At 64.5% G+C, this 20115-nt stretch carries 18 protein-coding genes; 9 read left to right on the forward strand and 9 right to left on the reverse strand.

The features are described 5' to 3' along the window. Nucleotides 1-86: 86 nt before the first annotated feature. A complete protein-coding gene (locus EB231_RS10860) occupies nucleotides 87-845 on the reverse strand; it encodes an SDR family NAD(P)-dependent oxidoreductase (RefSeq protein WP_056578165.1) in 759 nt (252 codons plus the stop codon). Nucleotides 846-999: 154 nt separating this feature from the next. On the opposite strand from EB231_RS10860, the gene EB231_RS10865 reads away from it, so the two are divergent. The 9 genes from EB231_RS10865 to EB231_RS10905 all read left to right on the forward strand — a co-directional run bounded on the left by EB231_RS10865 (nucleotide 1000) and on the right by EB231_RS10905 (nucleotide 10157). Then, complete coding sequence (locus EB231_RS10865) at nucleotides 1000-2409, forward strand: aldehyde dehydrogenase family protein (protein ID WP_172348804.1); 1410 nt, start codon at nucleotides 1000-1002, stop codon at nucleotides 2407-2409. A gap of 16 nt (nucleotides 2410-2425) precedes the next feature. Beyond that, nucleotides 2426-3229, forward strand: coding sequence for an N-formylglutamate amidohydrolase (locus EB231_RS10870; RefSeq protein ID WP_172348805.1), 804 nt, complete (start codon nucleotides 2426-2428; stop codon nucleotides 3227-3229). 71 nt (nucleotides 3230-3300) lie between these two features. After that, nucleotides 3301-3885, forward strand: a complete 585-nt coding sequence (locus EB231_RS10875; protein ID WP_172348806.1) for a helix-turn-helix domain-containing protein — start codon at nucleotides 3301-3303, stop codon at nucleotides 3883-3885. A 145-nt stretch (nucleotides 3886-4030) separates the two neighbouring features. Next, nucleotides 4031-4756, forward strand: a complete 726-nt coding sequence (locus EB231_RS10880; RefSeq protein WP_172348807.1) for an ABC transporter ATP-binding protein — start codon at nucleotides 4031-4033, stop codon at nucleotides 4754-4756. A gap of 45 nt (nucleotides 4757-4801) precedes the next feature. Next, nucleotides 4802-5956, forward strand: a complete 1155-nt coding sequence (locus EB231_RS10885) for an ABC transporter substrate-binding protein (protein ID WP_172348808.1) — start codon at nucleotides 4802-4804, stop codon at nucleotides 5954-5956. A gap of 42 nt (nucleotides 5957-5998) precedes the next feature. Further along, a complete protein-coding gene (locus tag EB231_RS10890) occupies nucleotides 5999-6703 on the forward strand; it encodes an ABC transporter ATP-binding protein (RefSeq protein ID WP_056578155.1) in 705 nt (234 codons plus the stop codon). An 8-nt stretch (nucleotides 6704-6711) separates the two neighbouring features. Beyond that, nucleotides 6712-7611: a branched-chain amino acid ABC transporter permease gene (locus EB231_RS10895; RefSeq protein ID WP_172348809.1), complete on the forward strand. Its 900-nt coding sequence runs from the start codon at nucleotides 6712-6714 to the stop codon at nucleotides 7609-7611. Between the two features lie 33 nt (nucleotides 7612-7644). Continuing rightward, nucleotides 7645-8730, forward strand: coding sequence for a branched-chain amino acid ABC transporter permease (locus tag EB231_RS10900; protein ID WP_172348810.1), 1086 nt, complete (start codon nucleotides 7645-7647; stop codon nucleotides 8728-8730). 32 nt (nucleotides 8731-8762) lie between these two features. Then, nucleotides 8763-10157, forward strand: a complete 1395-nt coding sequence (locus EB231_RS10905; RefSeq protein WP_172348811.1) for a glutamine synthetase family protein — start codon at nucleotides 8763-8765, stop codon at nucleotides 10155-10157. Nucleotides 10158-10169: 12 nt separating this feature from the next. Here EB231_RS10905 and EB231_RS10910 read toward each other — a convergent pair whose 3' ends face one another. The 8 genes from EB231_RS10910 to EB231_RS10945 all read right to left on the reverse strand — a co-directional run bounded on the left by EB231_RS10910 (nucleotide 10170) and on the right by EB231_RS10945 (nucleotide 19997). Further along, nucleotides 10170-12920 (reverse strand): nitrate reductase, encoded by a 2751-nt coding sequence (locus tag EB231_RS10910; RefSeq protein ID WP_172352863.1) that lies wholly within the window; start codon nucleotides 12918-12920, stop codon nucleotides 10170-10172. Nucleotides 12921-12924: 4 nt separating this feature from the next. Then, nucleotides 12925-13254, reverse strand: a complete 330-nt coding sequence (gene nirD / locus EB231_RS10915) for a nitrite reductase small subunit NirD (RefSeq protein ID WP_172348812.1) — start codon at nucleotides 13252-13254, stop codon at nucleotides 12925-12927. Nucleotides 13255-13318: 64 nt separating this feature from the next. Further along, nucleotides 13319-15769 (reverse strand): nitrite reductase large subunit NirB, encoded by a 2451-nt coding sequence (gene nirB / locus EB231_RS10920; RefSeq protein ID WP_172348813.1) that lies wholly within the window; start codon nucleotides 15767-15769, stop codon nucleotides 13319-13321. A gap of 8 nt (nucleotides 15770-15777) precedes the next feature. Beyond that, nucleotides 15778-17079 (reverse strand): MFS transporter, encoded by a 1302-nt coding sequence (locus EB231_RS10925; RefSeq protein ID WP_172348814.1) that lies wholly within the window; start codon nucleotides 17077-17079, stop codon nucleotides 15778-15780. 56 nt (nucleotides 17080-17135) lie between these two features. Next, on the reverse strand, nucleotides 17136-17333 hold the full coding sequence (locus EB231_RS10930) for a hypothetical protein (protein WP_172348815.1): 198 nt from the start codon (nucleotides 17331-17333) through the stop codon (nucleotides 17136-17138). Nucleotides 17334-17688: 355 nt separating this feature from the next. Beyond that, nucleotides 17689-18927 carry a CmpA/NrtA family ABC transporter substrate-binding protein gene (locus EB231_RS10935; protein WP_172352864.1) on the reverse strand — a complete coding sequence of 413 codons (1239 nt, stop codon included), beginning with the start codon at nucleotides 18925-18927 and terminating at the stop codon, nucleotides 17689-17691. Between the two features lie 2 nt (nucleotides 18928-18929). After that, the gene (locus EB231_RS10940) at nucleotides 18930-19532 is read right to left on the reverse strand and encodes an ANTAR domain-containing response regulator (RefSeq protein ID WP_172348816.1); all 603 of its coding nucleotides are present in this window, start codon (nucleotides 19530-19532) and stop codon (nucleotides 18930-18932) included. Nucleotides 19533-19673: 141 nt separating this feature from the next. Continuing rightward, nucleotides 19674-19997, reverse strand: a complete 324-nt coding sequence (locus tag EB231_RS10945; RefSeq protein ID WP_172348817.1) for a hypothetical protein — start codon at nucleotides 19995-19997, stop codon at nucleotides 19674-19676. Nucleotides 19998-20115: the final 118 nt, after the last annotated feature.

Consider the following 20115-nt stretch of genomic DNA (forward strand, 5'->3'; position numbering starts at 1 on the left):
CCCAAGTCGAATTAACACTTGGACAGGTTTGAACGGCTTTCTCCGGCCGTTCGCCTCGGTCGCCATCGCGCCCTGGTGGGCGGCTTCTACATGCGCATCAACAGACCGCCATCGACGGCAAGCTCGATGCCGGTGATGTAGCTCGCGGCGTCGGAGAGGAGGAAGAGCGCGGCATTGGCCATGTCCTGAGGCGTGCCGATGCGACCGAGCGGTGCGTAGCTCGCAACGGCCGAGCGCTTTTCCTCGGTGTCCCAGCGCGCCTGCAGCGGCGTCAACGCCATGCCGGGGCAGATGGCGTTGGAGCGGATGCGCTCACCGGCGAGCTGCATGGCGAGTGATTTGGAGAGCGCGCACACACCTGCCTTCGAGGCCTGGTAGGCGTCCTGCGGATTGGCGTCGCCGCGATACCACTGGATGGTCGAGAAATGCACCATGGCGCCGCCGCGCCCGCCCGAGCGCATATGCGGAACGACCGAGCGTGCGGTGTGGACGAAGGACTTCAGATTGATGTTGAAGACCTCGTCCCAGACGTCGAGGTCCATTTCGAGCGCCGACTTGTCGCGGCCGAACCACAGGACCCCCGCGACATTGGCGAGATAGTCGATGCCGCCGCGTTCGCGGCCCGCCGTATTGACGACTTGTTCGACGAAGGCGGCGTCGGTCAGATCGCCTTGCGCGAAGGTGAGCCTGTCGTCATAGGCGGCCAGCGACGCCGGACGGGCCTTGACGTCGATGGCGGTGACGGAGGCGCCGGCATCGAGCAGGGCCAGCGTGATCGCCTCGCCCATGCCGCCGCCCGCGCCGGCGACCACCGCATGCCTGCCGGTGAAATCGTAAGCGATCATCTCAACTCCCCTCATGTGCTGCCGCCAATGCGCGATGTCGGGACAATAGGGGCGGATAAAAATTCCATCAAGCGGTATTAGAAAAAATTTGCCAAAATGGAAAATCGCGATATCGTGGCCCGAAAGACCTCTCATCTCGGATGGATTCACGACCATGAACCTGCATTCCGGCGCGCGGACCTTTTCCGTGACTTCTCCCGTCGACGGCTCGACCTACACGACGCGCGCCTATGCGGACGGGGCGGCCATCGAAGCCGCGCTGAGCCGGGCACGAGCCGCGCTGCCGTCGTGGCGGCGCACGCCGCTGGCCGAGCGGCTGGCGGTGCTGCTGCGTTTCGGCGAGGAGATGAAAGCGCGGGCAACGCCGCTGGCTGAAATGGTGGCGTGGCAGATCGGCCGGCCCCTGTGGCAGGCCGACGAGACGCCGCGCCTGGCACTGGTTGGTGAGCTGCTGGCCGGCGTCGCACCGGAAACGCTGGCCGATGTGCCGTATCCCTCGGACGAAAACATCCGCCGCTACGCCAAGCCCGTGGCAGGTGGCCTGCATCTGTCGATCTGTGCCTGGAATTACCCGACCGCCATGCTCGGCTATCTCGTGACGTCGCCGCTCGCGGCCGGCAATGTCGTGATCTTCAAGCATTCGCCGCAGACGCCGCTGATCGCCGAACTGGCCGAGGAAGCCTTCCGTGCCGCCGGTGGCCCGGAAGGTGTCTTCCAGAGCCTGCATCTCGACCATGCCGATGCCGAGAAGCTGATCGCGTCGGGTGCCTTCAACGCGGTGAATTTCATCGGCTCGGTCAATGGCGGAAGGCGTGTCCACGCGGCCGCCGCCGGCACCTTCACACAGGTGCATCTCGAACTCGGCGGCAAGGACCCGACCTATGTCAGGGCCGATGCCGATCTCGAGGCGACGATCCCGCAGATCGCCGAAGGCACCTACTCCAATGCCGGCCAGTCCTGCTGCTCGGTCGAGCGCATCTATGTCGACAAGGCGATCCATGACCGCTTCGTCGAAGCCCTGGTCGCCGAGACGGCCAAATGGACCATTGGCCATCCCTTCGACGAGAAGCCAATGGTCGGCCCTGTGGTGCGGGCGAGTGCGGCCGACACCATTCGCGGTCTCACTGACAGCGCGGTGCGGGCAGGGGCCAGGCGCCTGATGCCGCAGGACGGCGCGCTCAAGGCCTCCGGCCTCGGCGCCGCCTATGTCGCGCCGGAGGTGCTGGTCGGGGTCGATCACAGCATGCAGATCATGCGCGACGAACTGTTCGGGCCGGTGGCCTGCATCCAGTCGGTCGGCAGCGATGACGAGGCGATCCGCCTGATGAACGACAGCGATTTCGGGCTGAGCGCCTCGATCTGGACCAGGGATATCGAGCGCGGCGTGGCGCTGCTTGACGAAGTCGAGGCCGGCACGGTCTATCTCAACCGCTGCGACCATGCCGACCTGCATCTGCCCTGGGGCGGCATCAAGAACTCCGGCCTTGGCCGCACCAATGGCCGCGCCGGACTGACGGAGGCTACAGCGGCGAAGGCCTACCATGTCCGCTCCGTCATCGGTTGATCCAGAGCCTGGTGCGATGAACGCTGTGGGCCTTGCAGGGCTTGACGATGCGGCCATCGCCGCGCTGGCCGCGGCCAGCGTCGAGCGCCTGCACATCGATGCCGCCAGCCCCTACCTGCTGATCGCCGAGCACGCCGGCCATGTCGTGCCCGCGCCCTGGCATGACCTTGGCCTGCCAGGGCCCTATCTCGGCACGCATTTCGCGGTCGACATCGGCATCGACGCCTTGACGCGCCGGCTGTCGCGCACGTTGCGGGCGCCAGCCGTTATCGCGCACTACTCGCGGCTGTTCCTGGACTACAACAGGCCGGCCGGGGAATGGGACTTCATGCGTCCGGATCTAGGTGGCATCCCGGTGCCCGGCAATGTCACGCCGGATGCGACCGATGTCAGGCTGCGCAAGTCCATCGCCTGGGCGCCGGTCGAACAGGCAATCGTCGAGGCCGCAGCCGGGCGGCAAGCCCTGGTCTCGGTGCATTCCTTCACCCCGGTGATGGCTGGCGTCAGGCGCAATGTCGACATCGGCGTCTTGTGGCGGGAGCCATCTGCCTTCGTCACCTCGGTGCTGAAGATGCTTGGCGCGCACGGTGCGGAAACAGGCTTGAGGATCGGCGACAACGAACCCTATGACTGGCGCCAGGCGATCGGCTACACGCTGAACAGGCACGGTCTGGAGCAGGGCAGGCCTTGCCTCTACCTCGAGGTCCGCAACGACCTGCTTTCCGATCCGGAAACATTCGAGCTTGTCAGCCGCACGCTCGAGACCGTCTTTGCAACTGTTGCGATGTCGCTATGGCCGAAACCAGCCGTGGCCGTCTAAAGGCTGGACGCCCCAAGGCGGCCCCGCTAGAGCTTGTCGAATTGGAAACACGACAGCCAAGGGCATGGGCGATGCAGGGCAATGTGGGCAGCAAGATCCGCGACGCGCGCAAGGAGCAGAACATCACGCTGCGTGATCTCAGCGAGCGCTCCGGCTTGTCTGTGTCGCAACTGTCCAAACTCGAGAACGGCAAGGCGCGGCTGACGGTCGATGTCGCGCTGATGATCGCCGGCGTGCTGCATGTGCCGGTGGCTTCCTTCCTGTTCAGCCCCAAGCCCGGCATGCAGGCGCGCCGTTCCATCACGCGCGCCGGCAGCGGCATCCTGCACCAGGGCAATGCCATGGAATTCGAGGTCCTGTGCAGCGATTTCCGCGACAAGACCAACATTTTCTGGCGCGTCACGCTGCGCGCGAAGAGTTTTGAGGAGAATGGCGGCTGGCGCAGCCATTCGGGCGAAGAGTTCATCCACGTGTTGAGCGGCAGCCTGGAACTGCACACGATCCACTATGATCCGACGGTGCTGCTGCCGGGCGACAGCATCCTCTTCGACGGCGAAATGCAGCACGCCTATATCGCGCTTGGTGGCGAGCCAGTCGTCATGCTGATGTCGAACACAGTGCCACGCGACGGGCTTGCCGCCAGCGCGGGGATTTGAGCCCAGCCTGATCGCAAACCTGCTCATCTCAAGAATATTTTCTAAAATGGAAAAAAATACTTGTTATGGAAAAGTCGGAGGTCTAGCATCCACTTGACCGGCCGACAGGAGAAATAGCCATCGACCGGGATGGGAGATGTGACCGATGCTGTCGGTTGAGGCAGTCAGCAAGACCTTTGGCGGCGTACAGGCATTGCGCAATGCGTCGCTGTCCTGTGAAGCCGGCGAGATCCTCGGCCTGATCGGCCCCAATGGCGCGGGGAAATCCACGCTGGTCAATGCCATCTCCGGCGTGCTCAAGCCCGACACCGGGAGTGTCCGGCTGGCAGGCCAGGAGATCACCGGCCATGGTCCCGAGCATTGCGCCCGGGCAGGGGTCGCGCGCACCTTCCAGACCATCCGCCTGTTCAAGGATCTGACTGTCCGGCAGAATGTCGAGGTCGCCCATATCACCTGCCAGACGGTTCGCCCGGATGCGGCGGCGCGCATCGGCATCGACCAACTGCTCGCCCAGTATCAGCTCGATGGTTTTGCCGACGTCCCGGCCGGCACGCTGTCCTACGGCAGCCAGCGCCGGCTCGAAATCGCCAGAGCGCTGGCGCTGGGCCCATCGCTGCTTTTGCTCGACGAGCCGGCCGCGGGCCTCAACGAAGGCGAGTCCGAGACGCTGGCGGTGGCGATCGAAGGCATTCGCAGCGATGTCGGCTGCGCCACCATCGTCATCGACCACGATCTGCGCTTCATCAACCGGCTGTGCGACCGGCTCTGCGTCATGGACCAGGGCCAGGTGATCGCCTCCGGGCAGACCGAAGAGGTGTGGCGCGATCCGCGCGTCATCGAGGTTTATGTCGGGCAGTCGGCCACATCGTGACGGCACCCGGGCCAGCAACAACAAGAGAGAGAAGGAGGGGTTCAAATGGAGAAGATGATCTTGGGAGCCGCGGTCGTCGCGGCGGGGCTTTTGCAGGTGGCGCATGCTGAGGCCGCCGATCTGAAGATCGGGCTCGCCGTTGCGATGACCGGCACCTATGCACCTTACAGCGAAGCCGAAGGCGCGCGCTGCATGGCCGACAAGCTGAACAAGGCTGCGGGTGCAGGCGATCCCAAGGTCGAGCTGATGATCGAGGACAACCGCTCCGACCCCCAGCTTTCGGTGTCGCTCGGCCAGAAATTCCTCGATGCGGGCGCGCAGATCATCACCGGCGTGCCGTTCCCCGACGCGCTGATCCCGACCGCGCAGATCGCGGCACCCTACGGCGCCACCGTGTTTTCGGCGCCGAACACGCAGCTCGAAATGCAGCAGGCAGGGCTCGACAATTTCATCGCCGGCGCGGTGCCCGATCCGATCAACGCGGCAGCCACCGCCAACGCGCTTTACGGCAAGGGCGCGCGCAGCGTGGCATTGATGGTCTCGCCCGATGCCGGATCCTATTCGGAAAAGCTGCCGGAATGGTTCGGTGAGGTGTTCGAGCATCTCGGCGGCAAGGTCGTCGGCAAGTTCAACTATTCCTGGGGCACCACCGACTGGTCGCCGCAGATCGCCAGCATCAAGGCGCTGCCGCAGAAGCCCGACGCCATCCATATCTGCGGCGTGCTGCCCGATGTCGGCATCTTCATCCGCCAGCTGCGCGCCAATGGTTATGACGGCTGGGTCGCCGGCTGCGATGCCTTCGACGACAAGTCCCTGGAAGGCACCGTCGGCGATCCGGCGTCGCTGGAGAAGGTGATGTTCGCCACCCATGGCGCGACCGGCATCGACAGCCCGATCGACAAGTTCCTCGCCCAGTGCAAGGCCGACGGCTACAAGATCAACGGCATCTTCGATGCGCTCGGCGCCGACATGGTGCAGATCAGCTACGAGGCGGCCAAGAAGTCCGGCACCGTCGAACCCGCTGCCTTGCGCGAGGCGATCCGCGCACCGGGCGGCTATCCCGGCACCACCGCGCCCACCATCTCCTTCGCCGAGAAGAAGGGTTATCCGGTGAAAGCCGTACCGGTGATGGGCTTCTCCAACGGCAAACGGGTGCTGATCACCGACACGCCGCCGACTTTCGTGCCGGCGCTGAACTGACGGGCAGCAGGCGATGATGATGAGAGCCTGGCAGGCCCCGTCGTGCTGAGCGTCGACAATCTGGTCGTCCGCTACGGCGCGGTGAGCGCGGTGCGCGACCTCAGCCTGAAGGTCGGGCGGGGCGAACTTGTCGCCTTGCTCGGTCCCAATGGCGCCGGCAAGAGTTCGACGATCAACGCGCTGACCGGCCTGGTCACGCCGGCCTCGGGTCGCATCGTCCTTGACGGCCAGGACATCTCGCGTGTCCGCACCGAGGATCGTATCCGCGCCGGCCTGACCTCGACACCGGAGGGCCGGCACATCTTCGCCAATCTGACCGTGGGCGAGAACCTGCGGCTGGGGGCCGCGACACGACGCGACCCCAAGGGCGTGCGTGGCGATATCGAGCGCTTCCTGGCCCTGTTTCCGGTGCTGTCCGAGCGCTACGGCCAAGCGGCCGGCACGCTTTCGGGCGGCGAGCAGCAGATGCTTGCCATCGCCCGCTCTCTGATGTCGCGGCCGAAGCTGTTGCTGCTCGACGAGCCATCGCTCGGGCTGGCACCGAAGATCGTCGTGCAGATCTTCGATTTCATCGGCGAACTCAAGCGGGAAGGGCTGACGCTGCTGGTGGTCGAGCAGAACGCCAAGCAGGCGCTGCGCTTCGCCGACCGCGTCTATGTCGTCAGCGCCGGGACGCTCCGCTACGACGGGCCGCCGGCCGAGCTTGCCGACGAACATGGCCTCTTCAACCTCTATATTGGCGGGTAGGCGGCGACATGGACTATGCCCTGCAGCAGCTTCTCAACGCGCTGGCCTTCGGCGCGGAATATTCGCTGGTCGCGCTCGGCCTGGCGGTGGTGTTCTCCATCATGGGCCTGGTCAATTTCGCGCATGGCGAAATCATCGGCGTCTCGGCCTATAGCGTGTTCCTGGCGGCCGCCCTTGGCCTGACCTCGCCATTCGTGGCCGTGCTGCTTGCCGTCGCTGCCGCCGCCCTTGCGGCGGTCGCCTTCGAACGCGTCGCGTTCCGGCCGGTGCGCTACGCGCCGACGACGACAGGACTGCTCACCGCCTTCGGCGTCTCGATCGTCGTGCAGAACCTGTTCATGCTGCTGATCTCGCCCAAGCCGCAGTCGGTTTCGATCCTCAACGGGCTGAACCAGATGTGGTTCTTCGGCCCCTTCGCTGTGTCGTCGCTGCAGGTGATGGAGCTGGTCGTCTCCGGCCTGACCATTCTGGCGCTGGTGCTCTTCCTCAACCGCTCGACGCTTGGCCTGGCGATCCGCGCGGCATCGCGTGATTTCGCCACGGTGCGGCTGATGGGCATCAAGGCCAACCGGGTAATCGCCACCGCCTTCGCCATTTCGGGCGCGCTGGCCGGCATCGCAGCCGTCTTCATCATCGCGCGGCGCGGCAGCGTCTCGCCCGATCTCGGTTTCAGCCTGGTGTTGAAGGCCTTCGTTGCCTGCGTCATCGGCGGCTTCGGCTCGCTGGCGGGGGCGGCGGCCGGCGGCATGCTGCTCGGCTTCATCGAAGTCGGGCTGCTGGTTGCCTTGCCGCAGGAATATGGGGGCTTCAAGGATGCGCTCACCTACGTGATCATCGTCGCGTTGCTGGTCTACCGGCCGGAAGGCCTGCTCGGCCAGCGGGTTGAACTTGGCGACAAGGAGATTTGACGTGGGGGAGATTTGACGTGGGGGAGATCTGAGGTGTCCCAAGTGATCGAAAACACCGCGCCCCCCGCCGCCACCGTGATGCGGCCCAGCAGCGCCCTGACGCGCTCACTGATCGGCGGGTTGGTGACATCGCTGCCGGTACTGGCGATCGGGCTGGCGATCCTCGGTTTCGCGCCGACCTACTACACCTATCTTGCGCTCGGCGCCTTCGTGAACCTGATCGTCGTCGTCGGCCTGCAAGTGTTCATGGGCAATTCCAACATCGCCAATCTCGGCCACAGCGCCTTTGTCGGCCTTGGCGCCTATGGCGTCGCCATTCTCTCGACACCGCTCGCGATGAAGAAGCTGTCGATCCCCAACGCGCCGTTCGGCTTCGCAACCCTTCAGCTCGACCCTGTGTCCTCCGCGTTGATCGCTCTCGTTGTGGTCGGCATTGTCGCCGCTATCAGCGGCAAGGTCATCAGCCGCTTGTCGGGCGTCGCCGCGACCATCGTCAGCCTGGCGCTGTTGATCATCGTGCATTCGGTGTTTCTCAACTGGACCGATCTGTTCAAGGGCAACCAGGCCTTCTTCGGTATCCCGAAGGTGGTTGGCCTGCCCTGGATGCTGGTGTCCTCGGTGGTGGTGATCGTGCTGGCACGGCTGTTCAAGGACAGCCGCTGGGGGCTGCAACTAAGGGCCAGCGCGCAAAGCCCGCAGGCAGCGGCAGCCCTCGGCATCGACGCGCGGCGGCTGCGGCTGATGTCCTGGGTGCTGTCGGCGCTGATCTGCGGCCTGGCCGGCGTGCTCTATGCCTATTTCGCCGGTACGATCAGCCCGAAACTGTTCTACTTCCAGATGATCTTCAACACGCTGGCGATGCTGATCCTGGGCGGCATGGCAACGGTGACGGGTGCGGTGACCGGCGTGATCGTGCTTTCGGTCGGGCTCGAATTCATCCGCAGTATCGAATCCGGCGTGACGATCGGCAGTATTCAACTACCGCAATTGCTCGGCCTGTCCGGCGTGGCGCTCGGCGTCGTCATCGTGCTGTGCATGGCGTTCCGGCCAGGCGGCATCAGCGGCCGCTACGAGCTCGACGAATTGTTGTCGCGATTTTTCCGGCGCAACGCGAAATAGCGGCGCCCTGCATTCTTGGTGGAGGACTGAAAGTGGAATTTGAGGACAAGGCCGCGGCTTACGCGCCCCAGCTCGAGGCGTTGCAGAAGAAACTCGCGGCAGACGGGGTCGAGTTCATCGAGGTGCATACGGTCGACACGTCGGGCGCATTCCGCTCCAAGATCGCACCGTTGAAGCTGTCGACCCATGGCGAATCCATCAACGCCATCCTCTATTGCGTCACCCATGGCGACGGCCAGCCGATGGGCGATGTCGCGTTTGCTTCGCCCAGCGCCAATGAGGAGAACGGCTTTCCCAACATCAAGGGGATCATCGATCCGGCGACCGTTGTGCGGCATGGCTGGAAGCCGAAATTCGCCTCGGCCATTACCCGCTCCTACATGCTCGACGGTGCGGTCTGTCCGTTCGATCCGCGCGGCGTGCTGGCTCGTGTCGAGGAGCGCGCCAGGGGGCTCGGCTACGAGCCAATGTTCGCGCTGGAATACGAGTTCGGCATCTTCCATGCCGACCACGATCTGATGCGCGCCGGGCGCTATCGTGAGCTGAAGCCCTGGGGCCATTCGCTGATCAACTATGATCTGGTGCGCAGCGGCGAATATCAGGACTTCGCCGCCGAGTTCATCACCCGGATGAAGAGCATCGGTATCGGCGTTGCCTCGCTGGTCACCGAATATGGCTATGGCATGTATGAATATGCGCTGACGCCGAAGACCCCGCTGCAGGCAGCCGATGACGCTATGCGCGCCAAGCTGCACCTGCGCGAGCTCTGCGCCGAGCGGGGCCTAGTTGCCACCTTCATGACCCGCTTCCAGCCGCCGGGCAAGGAAAGCGCTTGTGGCGCGCATCACCATGTCAGCCTGTGGCGCGACGGCAAGCCGGCCTTCGCCGCTGGCCCGAACAAGCTGACGCCGGTCGCCGAGAAATTCCTCGCCGGCGTGCTCAACCGGATGCAGGAAACGCATCTCATGTTCCGGCCGACGGTCAATTCCTACCGCCGCTTCGACCGTGGCGCCTGGTCACCGGAAGATGTCGCCTGGGGCTTCGAGAACCGCACCGCGCCAATCCGCGCCATCACCACGCCCAATGACGGCGCCTGCCGGCTGGAGCATCGCGCGCCGGGCGCCGACATCAATCCCTATCTGTCGATCGCGGCGATCCTGGCGGCGGGCTGCGAGGGCATCGAAAAGGAGCTGCCGCTGGAAGCGCCGGTGACATCCAACCTCGCCACTCTCGACAAGCCGAAACTGCCGCGCACGCTCAATGCCTCGATCGAGGCATTCGCCGCGTCGGACTTCTGCGCCGAGGCGTTCGGTGAAGCGTTCCGCGACAATTACGCCGAGAGCCGGCGGGCGGAGCAGGCAGCGTTCGATGCCTGGCAGGCGTCGCACATCACCGACTTCGAGTGGCAGCGCTATTTCGTCAGCTGACGAGGGGGCGGCTCACTCGGCGGCCTGGACGCGATTGGCCTGGATGAGGGCGCGGATCTCAGACCGGCAGGAGCCGCAATTGGTGCCGGCCTTCAGCGCACCGCCGATGGCTTCGACGGTGGCGCAGCCGGCTGTCACTGCCGCCACGATCTGGTTGGCGCCGACGTTGAAACAGGAGCAGACGGCGGCGCCGGCATCGGGCCGGTCGGCACCGGCGCGGCCGGCGACGATCCGGAAGCGTTCACGCTGGCTGGCGTAAACCTCCTCGAGTTGTTCGGCCGCCCAGCCACGCGACACCGCGACCGGGCCAGGCGCGACGAACAAGGCGCCCACGAGGTGCTCACGGTCGAAGGCGGCGATGCGATGCCGGCCGGCGTCGCGGTCGTGATAGGCGAGCATCTGAGCATCGGGTGACGTGGCGAACAGGGATTGGGCAAAGCCCGTCCAGTCGATGCCATCGTCAGCGAAGGCAAGCTCTACCCGCCAGCCACCCTTGCAGCGGGCAAGCGCCCAATAGTCTGCGGCAATGGTCGCGGGGCGTTGCCGTGTGACGGCAAAACCAAAAGCCTTGGCGGCAAATTTCTCCATGCGAGCGGCGACGTGTTTCAGCGCGGGTTGGCCTGAGACCGGATCGACGAGCTGCGTGGTCAGCGCGTCGAGCCGGCCCCTTGCCGCGAACTGGTCGGTCCAGTGCATTGGTGCGAAGACGCTGCCCTGGCGCTGGCGGGACGTGATCAGGGCGCGGACCAGCACATCACCGCGTTGGCTAGAGATACGCACGATGTCGGCATCGTCGATGCCGTGGTGCTGCGCGTCCACGGGGTGGATTTCGACAAAGGGCTCGGCGATGTGCTGGGAAAGACGCGGGCTTTTGCCGGTGCGCGTCATGGTGTGCCAGTGGTCGCGGATGCGGCCGGTGTTGAGGATGAGGGGGAAGTCGGGGGTGGCGCGGATTTCGGTGGTGGGACGGATGGCTATGAAGCGGGCTTTGCGGTCGGGTGTGAAATAGCCACCGTTGGCGAAGAAGCGAACAGGCCAGAGGGGGTCGCCGGCGACAATCTCATCCTGGTTCGCTTGTCCCGCTTCGCTCAACCAGTGAGCCGACCCTCCTCCCAAGGGGGAGGGGGGTAAGGCCGGTGCCGGCCATTGGAACGGCGTCAATCCCTCGTAAGCCGCAGTATCAACGCGGCCATAAGCGCCGATATCGAAATCCCGCGCGCCATCGTTCTCGTAGCCCGACAGCGCGGCGTGCTCGGCGAAAACCTCAGCAGGGACCGTATGCGTAAACGCCTCGGCAAACCCCATCCGTCGCGCCACTTCGGCGACAATCCACCAGTCGGGCCGCGCCTCACCGGGCGGAGGCAGAAAGGCGCGCTGGCGCGAGATACGGCGTTCCGAATTGGTGACGGTGCCGTCCTTTTCGCCCCAGGCCGTGGCCGGCAGCCTTACATGGGCGTGGCGCACCGTGTCCGTGCTGGCCAGCACGTCCGACACCACGACGAACGGGCAAGCCTTGATTGCCGCTTCGACGGCGTCGGCGTCCGGCATCGAATCGACCGGGTTGGTGGCCATGACCCACAGCGCCTTGATGCGGCCGTCGGCCACGGCTTGAAACATCTCGACGGCCTTCAGCCCGGGTTTTTGCGCGATATCAGGCGCGTTCCAGAAGCGCCGCACGCGGTCACGGTGCTCGGCGTTGTCGATCTCCATATGGGCGGCGAGCATATTCGCCATGCCGCCCACCTCACGGCCGCCCATGGCGTTGGGCTGGCCGGTCACGGAGAACGGCCCGGCTCCCGGCTTGCCGATGCGGCCGGTGGCGAGATGACAGTTGATGATGGCATTGACCTTGTCGGTGCCCGACGACGACTGGTTCACACCCTGGCTGTAGACCGTCACTGTCCTGGAGGTCGCGGCAAACAGGCTATAGAAATGGCCAAGCTCGTCTTCGCTAAGGCCGGTGGCCGTGGCAACACCGGCAAGATCGAGCGTGGAGGCAGCGAAAAGGGCTTGGCCGAAGCCGGTCGTGTGCGCCGTGATATAGGCGCGGTCGAGCGCATTGTGCTGGCCGAGCCAGGCGAGCAGGCCGGTGAACAAAGCGGCGTCGCCATCGGGCGCGATCGCCAGATGCATGTCAGCTATGTCAGCGCTCATGGTGCGGCGCGGGTCGATGAGCACGATCTTCATCCCGGGCCGTTTCTCCCGGGCCGCCGCGATGCGCTGGTAGAGCACGGGGTGGCACCAGGCGAGGTTGGAGCCGACCAGCACGATGAGGTCGGCGAGTTCAAGGTCCTCGTAGGTTCCCGGCACCGTGTCGGAGCCGAAGGCGCGGCGGTGGCCGGCTACGGACGAGGCCATGCAGAGGCGAGAATTGGTGTCGATGTTGGCCGAGCCGATGAAGCCTTTCATCAGCTTGTTGGCGAGGTAATAATCCTCGGTCAGCAATTGGCCCGAGACATAGAAGGCGACCGCATCCGGGCCGTGTTCGGCGATGGTTTGCGAGAAGGTCGAAGCGACGAGGTCGAGCGCCTCATCCCAGCCTGTCCGGCGGCCGTGGATTTCGGGATGAAGCAACCTGCCGTCGAGGCCGATCGTCTCGGCCAGCGCGGAACCCTTGGAGCAGAGCCGGCCGAAATTCGCGGGATGATCGGGGTCGCCGCGGACAGACACCTGCCCGTCCGCGGCGACCTTGGCCAGCACGCCGCAGCCCACCCCGCAATAGGGGCAGGTGGTCCTCACCTCGCGTGCCTCGTCAATCTGCATGTGTTCAGGCCGCATGGCTCGCCAGCGCTTCCAGTGCCAGGAACAGGCGTTCGCCCTCGACCTTGACCGGGATGGTGCGCACCACGCCTTCGTCGGCGCCGAGCGCCTTGCCCGTCTCCAGCGAGATCACCCAATTGTGCAAGGGACAGGTCACCGCCGCGCCATGGACGATGCCCTGGCTCAGTGGACCGCCTCTGTGCGGGCAGTGATCGTCGATGGCGAAGACCTGATCGTCCTGGGTGCGGAAGACGGCGACCTTACCTTGCGGAGTGGCGACGCAGCGCGCGCCGCGACGGGGGATGTCGGAGATCGTGCCGATCGATATCCAATTCATGTGAATTCCCTTTTTGCGCGTGTTCTCGACCGAAAACCGGTTCCCTCTTTTCAGGAACACGCGCTCACTCCGCCGCCTCGGCAAACCCGACCGAAGCCATCGGCCGAAACTCGTGCTTGTCCTTGCCGGAGACGCGTTCCGACCATGGGTCGACCTGGGCGAATTTCTGGGAGAAGACGAAGCGGTCGTAATAGGCCTTGCGCTTGGCATCATCGTCCATGATCTGGCGCTTGATCTCGGGGATGCCGATGCGCTTGGCCCATTTGTAGATGCGCTCGAGATAGCGGCCCTGCTCGCGGTACATCTGTGTCAGCGCCACGATGTGCTCCAGCGCCTCATCCTCGGTCTTCACAAGGCCGAGCACTTCGGTGCCCTTGATGTCGAGGCCGGCGGCGCCGGCGAAATGGATCTCGTAGCCAGAGTCGACGCAGATGACGCCGACATCCTTGCAGGTCGCCTCGGCGCAGTTCCTGGGACAGCCCGACACCGCCATCTTGACCTTGGCCGGGGTCCATGAGCCCCACATGAATTTTTCGATGCGGATGCCGAGCCCCGTCGAATCCTGCGTGCCGAAGCGGCACCAGTCCGAGCCGACACAGGTCTTCACCGTGCGCAGGCCCTTGGCGTAGGCGTGGCCGGAGACGAAGCCGGCCTGGCCGAGATCGGCCCACACCGCCGGCAGGTCCTCCTTGCGGATGCCGAGCATGTCGATGCGCTGGCCGCCGGTGACCTTGACCATCGGGATCCCGAACTTGTCGACGACATCGGCGATGGCGCGCAGTTCGGCGGCGTTGGTGACGCCGCCCCACATGCGCGGCACCACTGAATAGGTGCCGTCCTTCTGGATATTGGCGTGGACGCGCTCGTTGATGAAGCGCGACTGGTAGTCGTCGGCGTAGTCATCCGGCCAGTCGCAGACGAGGTAGTAGTTGAGCGCCGGCCGGCATTTGGCGCAGCCGCAGGAGGTCTTCCATTCCAGCTCCTGCATGACGGCGGGAATGGTCTTCAGGTGCTTGGCCTTGATCAGCCGGCGTACCTCGTCATGGCCGAGCGTGGTGCAGGAGCACATAGGCTGCACGGCGGCGGGGTTGTACGCATCGCCAAGGGTCAGCACCATCAGCTTCTCGACCAATCCCGTGCAGGAGCCGCAGGAGGCCGATGCCTTGGTGTGGGCACGCACATCGTCGAGCGAGGTCAGGCCCTTGCCCGTGATCGCGCCAGTGATCTTTCCCTTGCAAACGCCGTTGCAGCCGCAGATTTCCGCATCATCCGGCAAGGCTGCAACGGCCGCCATAGGGTCCAGCGGGGCACCCCCCTGGTATGACTGACCGAAAATAAGCGTGTCACGCATCTCCGAAATATCGGTCTGCTTCTTCTTCAGATCGTTGAACCAGGCGCCGTCTGATGTTTCGCCATAGAGCACCGTGCCGATGATGCGGTCGTCCTTGAGCACCAAGCGCTTGTAGACGCCGGCCGAAGCATCGCGCAGCACGATCTCCTGGCGGTCGTCGCCATCGGCGAAGTCGCCAAGCGAGAACAAGTCGATGCCGGTGACCTTGAGCTTGGTCGGCGTGTCGGAATGGACGAAGGCGGCAGCCTCGTCGCCGGCGAGTTGGCTCGCCGCAACACGCGCCATTTCGTAGAGCGGTGCCACCAACCCGTAGACCATGCCGTTGACCTCGGCGCATTCGCCGAGCGCGTAAATGTCGGGGTCGTTGCTGCGCATGCCGGCGTCGACGACGATGCCTCTGTTGACGGCGATATCAGCCTCTTTCGCCAGTGCCGCATTCGGCCTGATGCCGACCGCCATCACCACCAGCGTTGCCGGAATGACGGTGCCGTCGGCGAGTTCCACCTGCTCTACCTTGCCGTTGCCGCTGATTGCCTGCGTGTTGGCCTTGGTGATGACCTTGATGCCGCGCTGCTCCACCGCGCGCTGCAGCAGGTAGCCGGCGGCCGGATCGAGCTGGCGCTCCATCAGCGTCGGCATGACATGCAGCACGGTGACGTCCATGCCTTGCGCATTCAGTCCGGCCGCCGCCTCCAGCCCGAGCAGGCCGCCGCCGATGACCACGGCCTTGGCCCGCGACTGGGCGGCAAGCATCATGGCGCGTACATCGTCCAGATCGCGATAGGTCAGCACGCCGGGCAGATTGTGACCGGGCACCGGAATGATGAACGGCACCGAACCGGTGGCGATGACCAGTCTGTCGTAAGGCTCTGTGACGCCATGATCGGAGGTAACGGTCTTGGCCTGCCGGTCGATGGCAACGATCTTGTGGCCCTTGTAGAGGGTGATGCCGTGCTTGATGTACCAACCGTCACCATGGATGATGATCTCCTCATAATCCTTCTCGCCCGACAGAACAGGCGACAGCATGATGCGGTCGTAGTTCACGCGCGGCTCGGCGTTGAAGATGGTGACCTGGTAGCGGCCGGGCGCCTTTTCCAGCAGATGCTCCAGCATGCGCCCGGGAGCCATGCCGTTGCCGATGATGACGAGTTTCTCGGTCATATCCAGTCTCACTCAGCCGCGTAGGAAAGGGGTGAAGCTTCAGCAGATGCCGCACGCTCCATGCGGCGGATGGAGACATGCATCCAGGCAAGGCAGGCGACGACAATCAGGAACAGCAGCATGAAGCAGCTCGACCAGACGCCGGTGAGGTCGTTGAGCGCGCCGAAGGCGATCGGGAGGACAAAGCCGCCGAGCCCGCCGATCATGCCCACGACGCCTCCTACAGCACCGACATTCTGCGGATAGTAGGCGGGAATGTGCTTGTAGACCGCAGCCTTGCCGAGACTCATGAAGAAGCCAAGCACGCAGGCAACGGCGATGAAAGCGAGCGGGCCAATCTCGAAATGGAAGGCGATCGGCCCGCTGATGCCGCGCACGACGTAGTCTGCCGAGGGGAGAGACAGAACGAGAGTCGCGACGGCACTGACGGTGAAGGTCGAATAGAGCACGGTACGGGCGCCGATCCGGTCGGAAAGTACGCCGCCATAGGCGCGGAAGACGCTCGCGGGAATCGAATAGGCGGCGCCGATCATGCCGGCGGTCGCAAGCCCGAACCCGTAAACGCCGATCAGGTAGCGCGGCAGCCACAGCGACAGCGCCACGAACGCGCCGAAGGCGAAGAAATAGTAAAAGGCGAAGCGCCAGACCTGCAGGTTCTTGAGCGGCGCGAATTCCTGCCAGAAGCTTCTGGTCGGTGCTGCCTTGCCGGCACGGCGCTCGCGGATGACCGGATCGTCGCTGGTGGCGAGCCAGAAGATGGCGGCCATGACGACGAGTGCGGCCGCCCAGATCAGCGCGACCGACTGCCAGCCCCAGGAGAGAAGCACGAAGGGCGCCAGGAACTTGGTGACCGCAGCCCCGACATTGCCGGCGCCGAAGATGCCAAGGGCCGTGCCCTGCCGGTCGGCGGGGAAGAGGCGCGAGACATAGGAGACGCCAACGGCGAAGGAGCCGCCGGCGAGCCCGACGCCAAGCGCTGCGACCAGCATCTGCCCATAGGTATGCGCAAAGGCCAGCAGGAAGGTCGCGGCCGCCGCGGCAAGCATGGTCGCCGTGTAGACCAGCCGCCCGCCATAGCGGTCGGTCCAGACGCCGAGCACCATGCGCACGAGCGAACCAGTCAGGATCGGCGTGCCGACGAGCAGGCCGAACTCAGTCTCATTCAGCCCAAGCTCCTGCTTGATGCGCACGCCGATGATCGAAAAGATCGTCCACACCGCGAAGCAGACGGTGAAGGCGATGGTGGACATTGCGAGCGCCTGCCGGGGAGCATTGTCTTGGCTGGGCTCGGCTGGGAGATTTAAGGTCATGGTCGGCTCCGGTTTGCGGCGTGGGAGGCACCGCGCCTGTCTGTTCGTTGCAATTATCAGCGGTGCTGCATCAGGGAGCTGGATGAAACCGAGCTTTGCGCTGTCACTTCAGGATCCTTGCCGTCAGTTTTGGAGCCGGCGGAGTGGAGCAGGAGCGCGGCGGTGAACAGCACCGCTGTCAGCGCGCTGCTCGCCAGAAAATCGCGGCGTGTGAAATCCTTGAGGGTGGTGACAGTCCCGATCTGTATTGCCATCGTCGTCTCCAGTTGACGCCGCCTGGGATCAGCGCCGTCGATTGCGTATCGGCAAAAACAAAAAAGCCGCCGGCCAGGTCTTCGCGCCCGGAAATCCGGATCGCGTCTTGACCTGAGCGGCAGCTTTGCCTGTGGGCGCCCGCCATTGGACGCCTGTTCGAGTGCCCCAGAAGGGCTCGGTCAATTCAAAGCAGGAACCGTTCCAGTTTCGGGCGGCAGGAAAAAGGTCAATGAAATCAGTGATGCAAAGCGATCATCGCCGCGCGGCCCCGCAGGCCGCGCAGGTCAAAGATTGTTCATCGGAGCCATCGAACGCACAATTTTTGTGCAATGCACAAAAGTGTCGCTGTAATGATCAGACCTCCTCGCGGGCCGATTTCTGGCCGGCAATGTAGGCGTCGATCTCGTCGGGATCGAAGATCTGGCCGTCGAAGAAACCGTCGGGACCGAGCACAAGGCCCGCCCCGGTCGCGCCGACCGCGGTGGCGACCTTGAGCGCGCCCTCGACTTTGGCGTTGGCGCCGGGAAGTGCCACGCCGAGCGGCTTCAGCGCCGCGCGGTAGAGGTCGGGCCTGTAGCAGTCGCGCGCAATGGCGAGATTTTCAGGCGTGTGTGCCACATGCCCCCAGCGCACCATCTGCGTGTAGAACCAAAGCGCATGGCTCTTCCAAGGAAAGTTCGCTGCCTTGTCGAAGGGCAGGAAGAAGTCGTCAACATCTCGTTCCGCTTCGCCACCCAATCGGAGATGACCGGTCAGGATCGGCATCTGCACGGCCGGCGGCAGGCCGAGAAAGGCGGGCTGCGCCATCAGGGCAGCCAGTTCGGTGTGGTTGCCCGGATCCTGGCACCAGCGCGCCGAATGATGCAGCGCACGCAGCAGCGCGGCCAGAGCCTCGGGATTCTCGTCCGCCCAGGACTTGCGCACGCCGATCACCTTCTCCGGACTGTTGCGCCATATCTGCGCCTTGACGGTGACGATATGGCCGGTGCCGGCGGCCACCGCGGCGCTGTTCCAGGGTTCGCCGACGCAGTAGCCGTCGATGCGCCCAGTGGCCAGCGCGTCGGCCATGAAGGGCGGCGGTACAATGACAATCTCGATTTCGCGGTCGGGATCGACGCCGCAGGCGGCCAGCCAGTAGCGCAGTTCGTAATTGTGCCCGGAATGGGGATGCACGACGGCGAAGCGCAACGGCTCGCGACCGGCCGCCGCCCGCTCGCGGATGAAGCCGCCAAGTGCCGCCCCGGCTAGCGCCGGATCAAGATCGGGTTCCGCGCCATGCGCGGCCATGCCGGCCCAGACTGCGTTGGAAATGGTGACGCAATTGCCGCCAAGCCCGAGCGAGAAGGGCACGATGGTTTCGGAAGCGAGCGGCGTCAGCCCGAGATTGCAGGCGAGCGGCATCGGCCCCAGCATATGCGCGAGATGGAAGTGGCCGATGGCGATACGGTCGCGGATGTTGGCCCAGGACGTCTCGCGGTGCAGCGTGAGATTTATGCCTTCGCGCGCGGCGAAGCCAAGCTGGCTTGCCGCGACCAGCACGGCGCTGTCGAAAAGCGGCATGAATCCGGCGGTGATCTGATGCTCGGCACCCATGCTCATTCGTCCTCCGCCGGTCCGAGCAGCCCGGCGGCAGTCACCAGGCTCTGGGCGATCTCGCTGATCTTGCGGTTCTGGTTCATCGCCGTCTTGCGCAGCAGCGTGTAGGCGGCTTCTTCGGAGAGGCCGCGCGACTTCATCAATATGCCCTTGGCGCGGTCGATGACCTTGCGGCCCTCGAGCTCGCTGCGCGCCTCTTCCAGTTCGCGCGCCATGCGCGAGAAAGCATTGAAGCGGCTCACCGCCATGTCCAGGATCGGCTTGACGCGCTCTTGCCTGAGCCCGTCGACGACATAGGCGGACACGCCGGCATCGACCGCGGCCTCGATCGAGGCCTGGTCCGAGCGGTCGACGAACATGGCGATCGGCCGCTTCACGGCACGCGACAGCTGGAACATGTTTTCGAGCATGTCGCGGTTGGGGTTTTCGAGGTCGATGACGATGACATCCGGCTCGATCTCGGCGATCCGCCGCGCGATGCCGGTCACGTCATGGATGATGGTGACCCGTTCATGGCCAGCCTCGCGCAGTCCCGCCTCGATGATCGAGGCACGGATGCGATTTTCGTCGATCACCAGAACGGCTAGGGAGGATCGGACCATGCCCGCATTGTGGGCAAGGCCGCGAAATTGTGCAATGCGGCATAGCCACGTCGATGTAAAGAACCGTGGCTATGCCAGACCTTCGCGGTGCTCACTCGCCGCCCAGGATCAGGTTCTGGCGGAACCGAGCAAGCCGAGGTTTTAGCCGCAGACGCGAACGTCCTCGATCACCCTGTGGTGATGGCGCCAATGCACGACTGTTTCGGTGTGACAGCGGTGATGCCGGTGGTGGCGCCGGTATTGGCCATTATTGTCATACTGGACGTTCTGGTCGCCATCATACTGATTGTCATAGCGGCGGTCATGGTGCCGGCGAACGATAATGCCGCCACTATCGGACTCATCATCCGGTGAATATCGGTTGCCGTCGTCGGACTGGATAATGACGCTAGCGGCTTGCGTTGGTGCAATGACCGCCGCTGTCGCCGTCAATGCCAAAAGGGAAGCTAAAATCAATTTTTTCATTTCGTCCTCCTGCGAGTTCAGGACTTAAACTCGACATATCAACTCGCGGAAGAACCGAGCGTTCCACTGTAAATCCACACGCTTTGCGACGCCTGGAGCCGGATCGTGTCAGGTCGAG

It is taken from the genome of Mesorhizobium sp. NZP2298 (genome assembly GCF_013170825.1).
Lineage (GTDB): Bacteria > Pseudomonadota > Alphaproteobacteria > Rhizobiales > Rhizobiaceae > Mesorhizobium.

Bases quoted from the DNA above. Each gene is read 5' to 3' on its own strand.
- EB231_RS10860 (WP_056578165.1), bottom strand. From the start codon at position 845: ATGATCGCTTACGATTTCACCGGCAGGCATGCGGTGGTCGCCGGCGCG.
- EB231_RS10865 (WP_172348804.1), top strand. From the start codon at position 1,000: ATGAACCTGCATTCCGGCGCGCGGACCTTTTCCGTGACTTCTCCCGTC.
- EB231_RS10870 (WP_172348805.1), top strand. From the start codon at position 2,426: ATGAACGCTGTGGGCCTTGCAGGGCTTGACGATGCGGCCATCGCCGCG.
- EB231_RS10875 (WP_172348806.1), top strand. From the start codon at position 3,301: ATGCAGGGCAATGTGGGCAGCAAGATCCGCGACGCGCGCAAGGAGCAG.
- EB231_RS10880 (WP_172348807.1), top strand. From the start codon at position 4,031: ATGCTGTCGGTTGAGGCAGTCAGCAAGACCTTTGGCGGCGTACAGGCA.
- EB231_RS10885 (WP_172348808.1), top strand. From the start codon at position 4,802: ATGGAGAAGATGATCTTGGGAGCCGCGGTCGTCGCGGCGGGGCTTTTG.
- EB231_RS10895 (WP_172348809.1), top strand. From the start codon at position 6,712: ATGGACTATGCCCTGCAGCAGCTTCTCAACGCGCTGGCCTTCGGCGCG.
- EB231_RS10910 (WP_172352863.1), bottom strand. From the start codon at position 12,920: ATGCAGATTGACGAGGCACGCGAGGTGAGGACCACCTGCCCCTATTGC.
- nirD (WP_172348812.1), bottom strand. From the start codon at position 13,254: ATGAATTGGATATCGATCGGCACGATCTCCGACATCCCCCGTCGCGGC.
- nirB (WP_172348813.1), bottom strand. From the start codon at position 15,769: ATGACCGAGAAACTCGTCATCATCGGCAACGGCATGGCTCCCGGGCGC.
- EB231_RS10925 (WP_172348814.1), bottom strand. From the start codon at position 17,079: ATGACCTTAAATCTCCCAGCCGAGCCCAGCCAAGACAATGCTCCCCGG.
- EB231_RS10930 (WP_172348815.1), bottom strand. From the start codon at position 17,333: ATGGCAATACAGATCGGGACTGTCACCACCCTCAAGGATTTCACACGC.
- EB231_RS10935 (WP_172352864.1), bottom strand. From the start codon at position 18,927: ATGGGTGCCGAGCATCAGATCACCGCCGGATTCATGCCGCTTTTCGAC.
- EB231_RS10940 (WP_172348816.1), bottom strand. From the start codon at position 19,532: ATGGTCCGATCCTCCCTAGCCGTTCTGGTGATCGACGAAAATCGCATC.
- EB231_RS10945 (WP_172348817.1), bottom strand. From the start codon at position 19,997: ATGAAAAAATTGATTTTAGCTTCCCTTTTGGCATTGACGGCGACAGCG.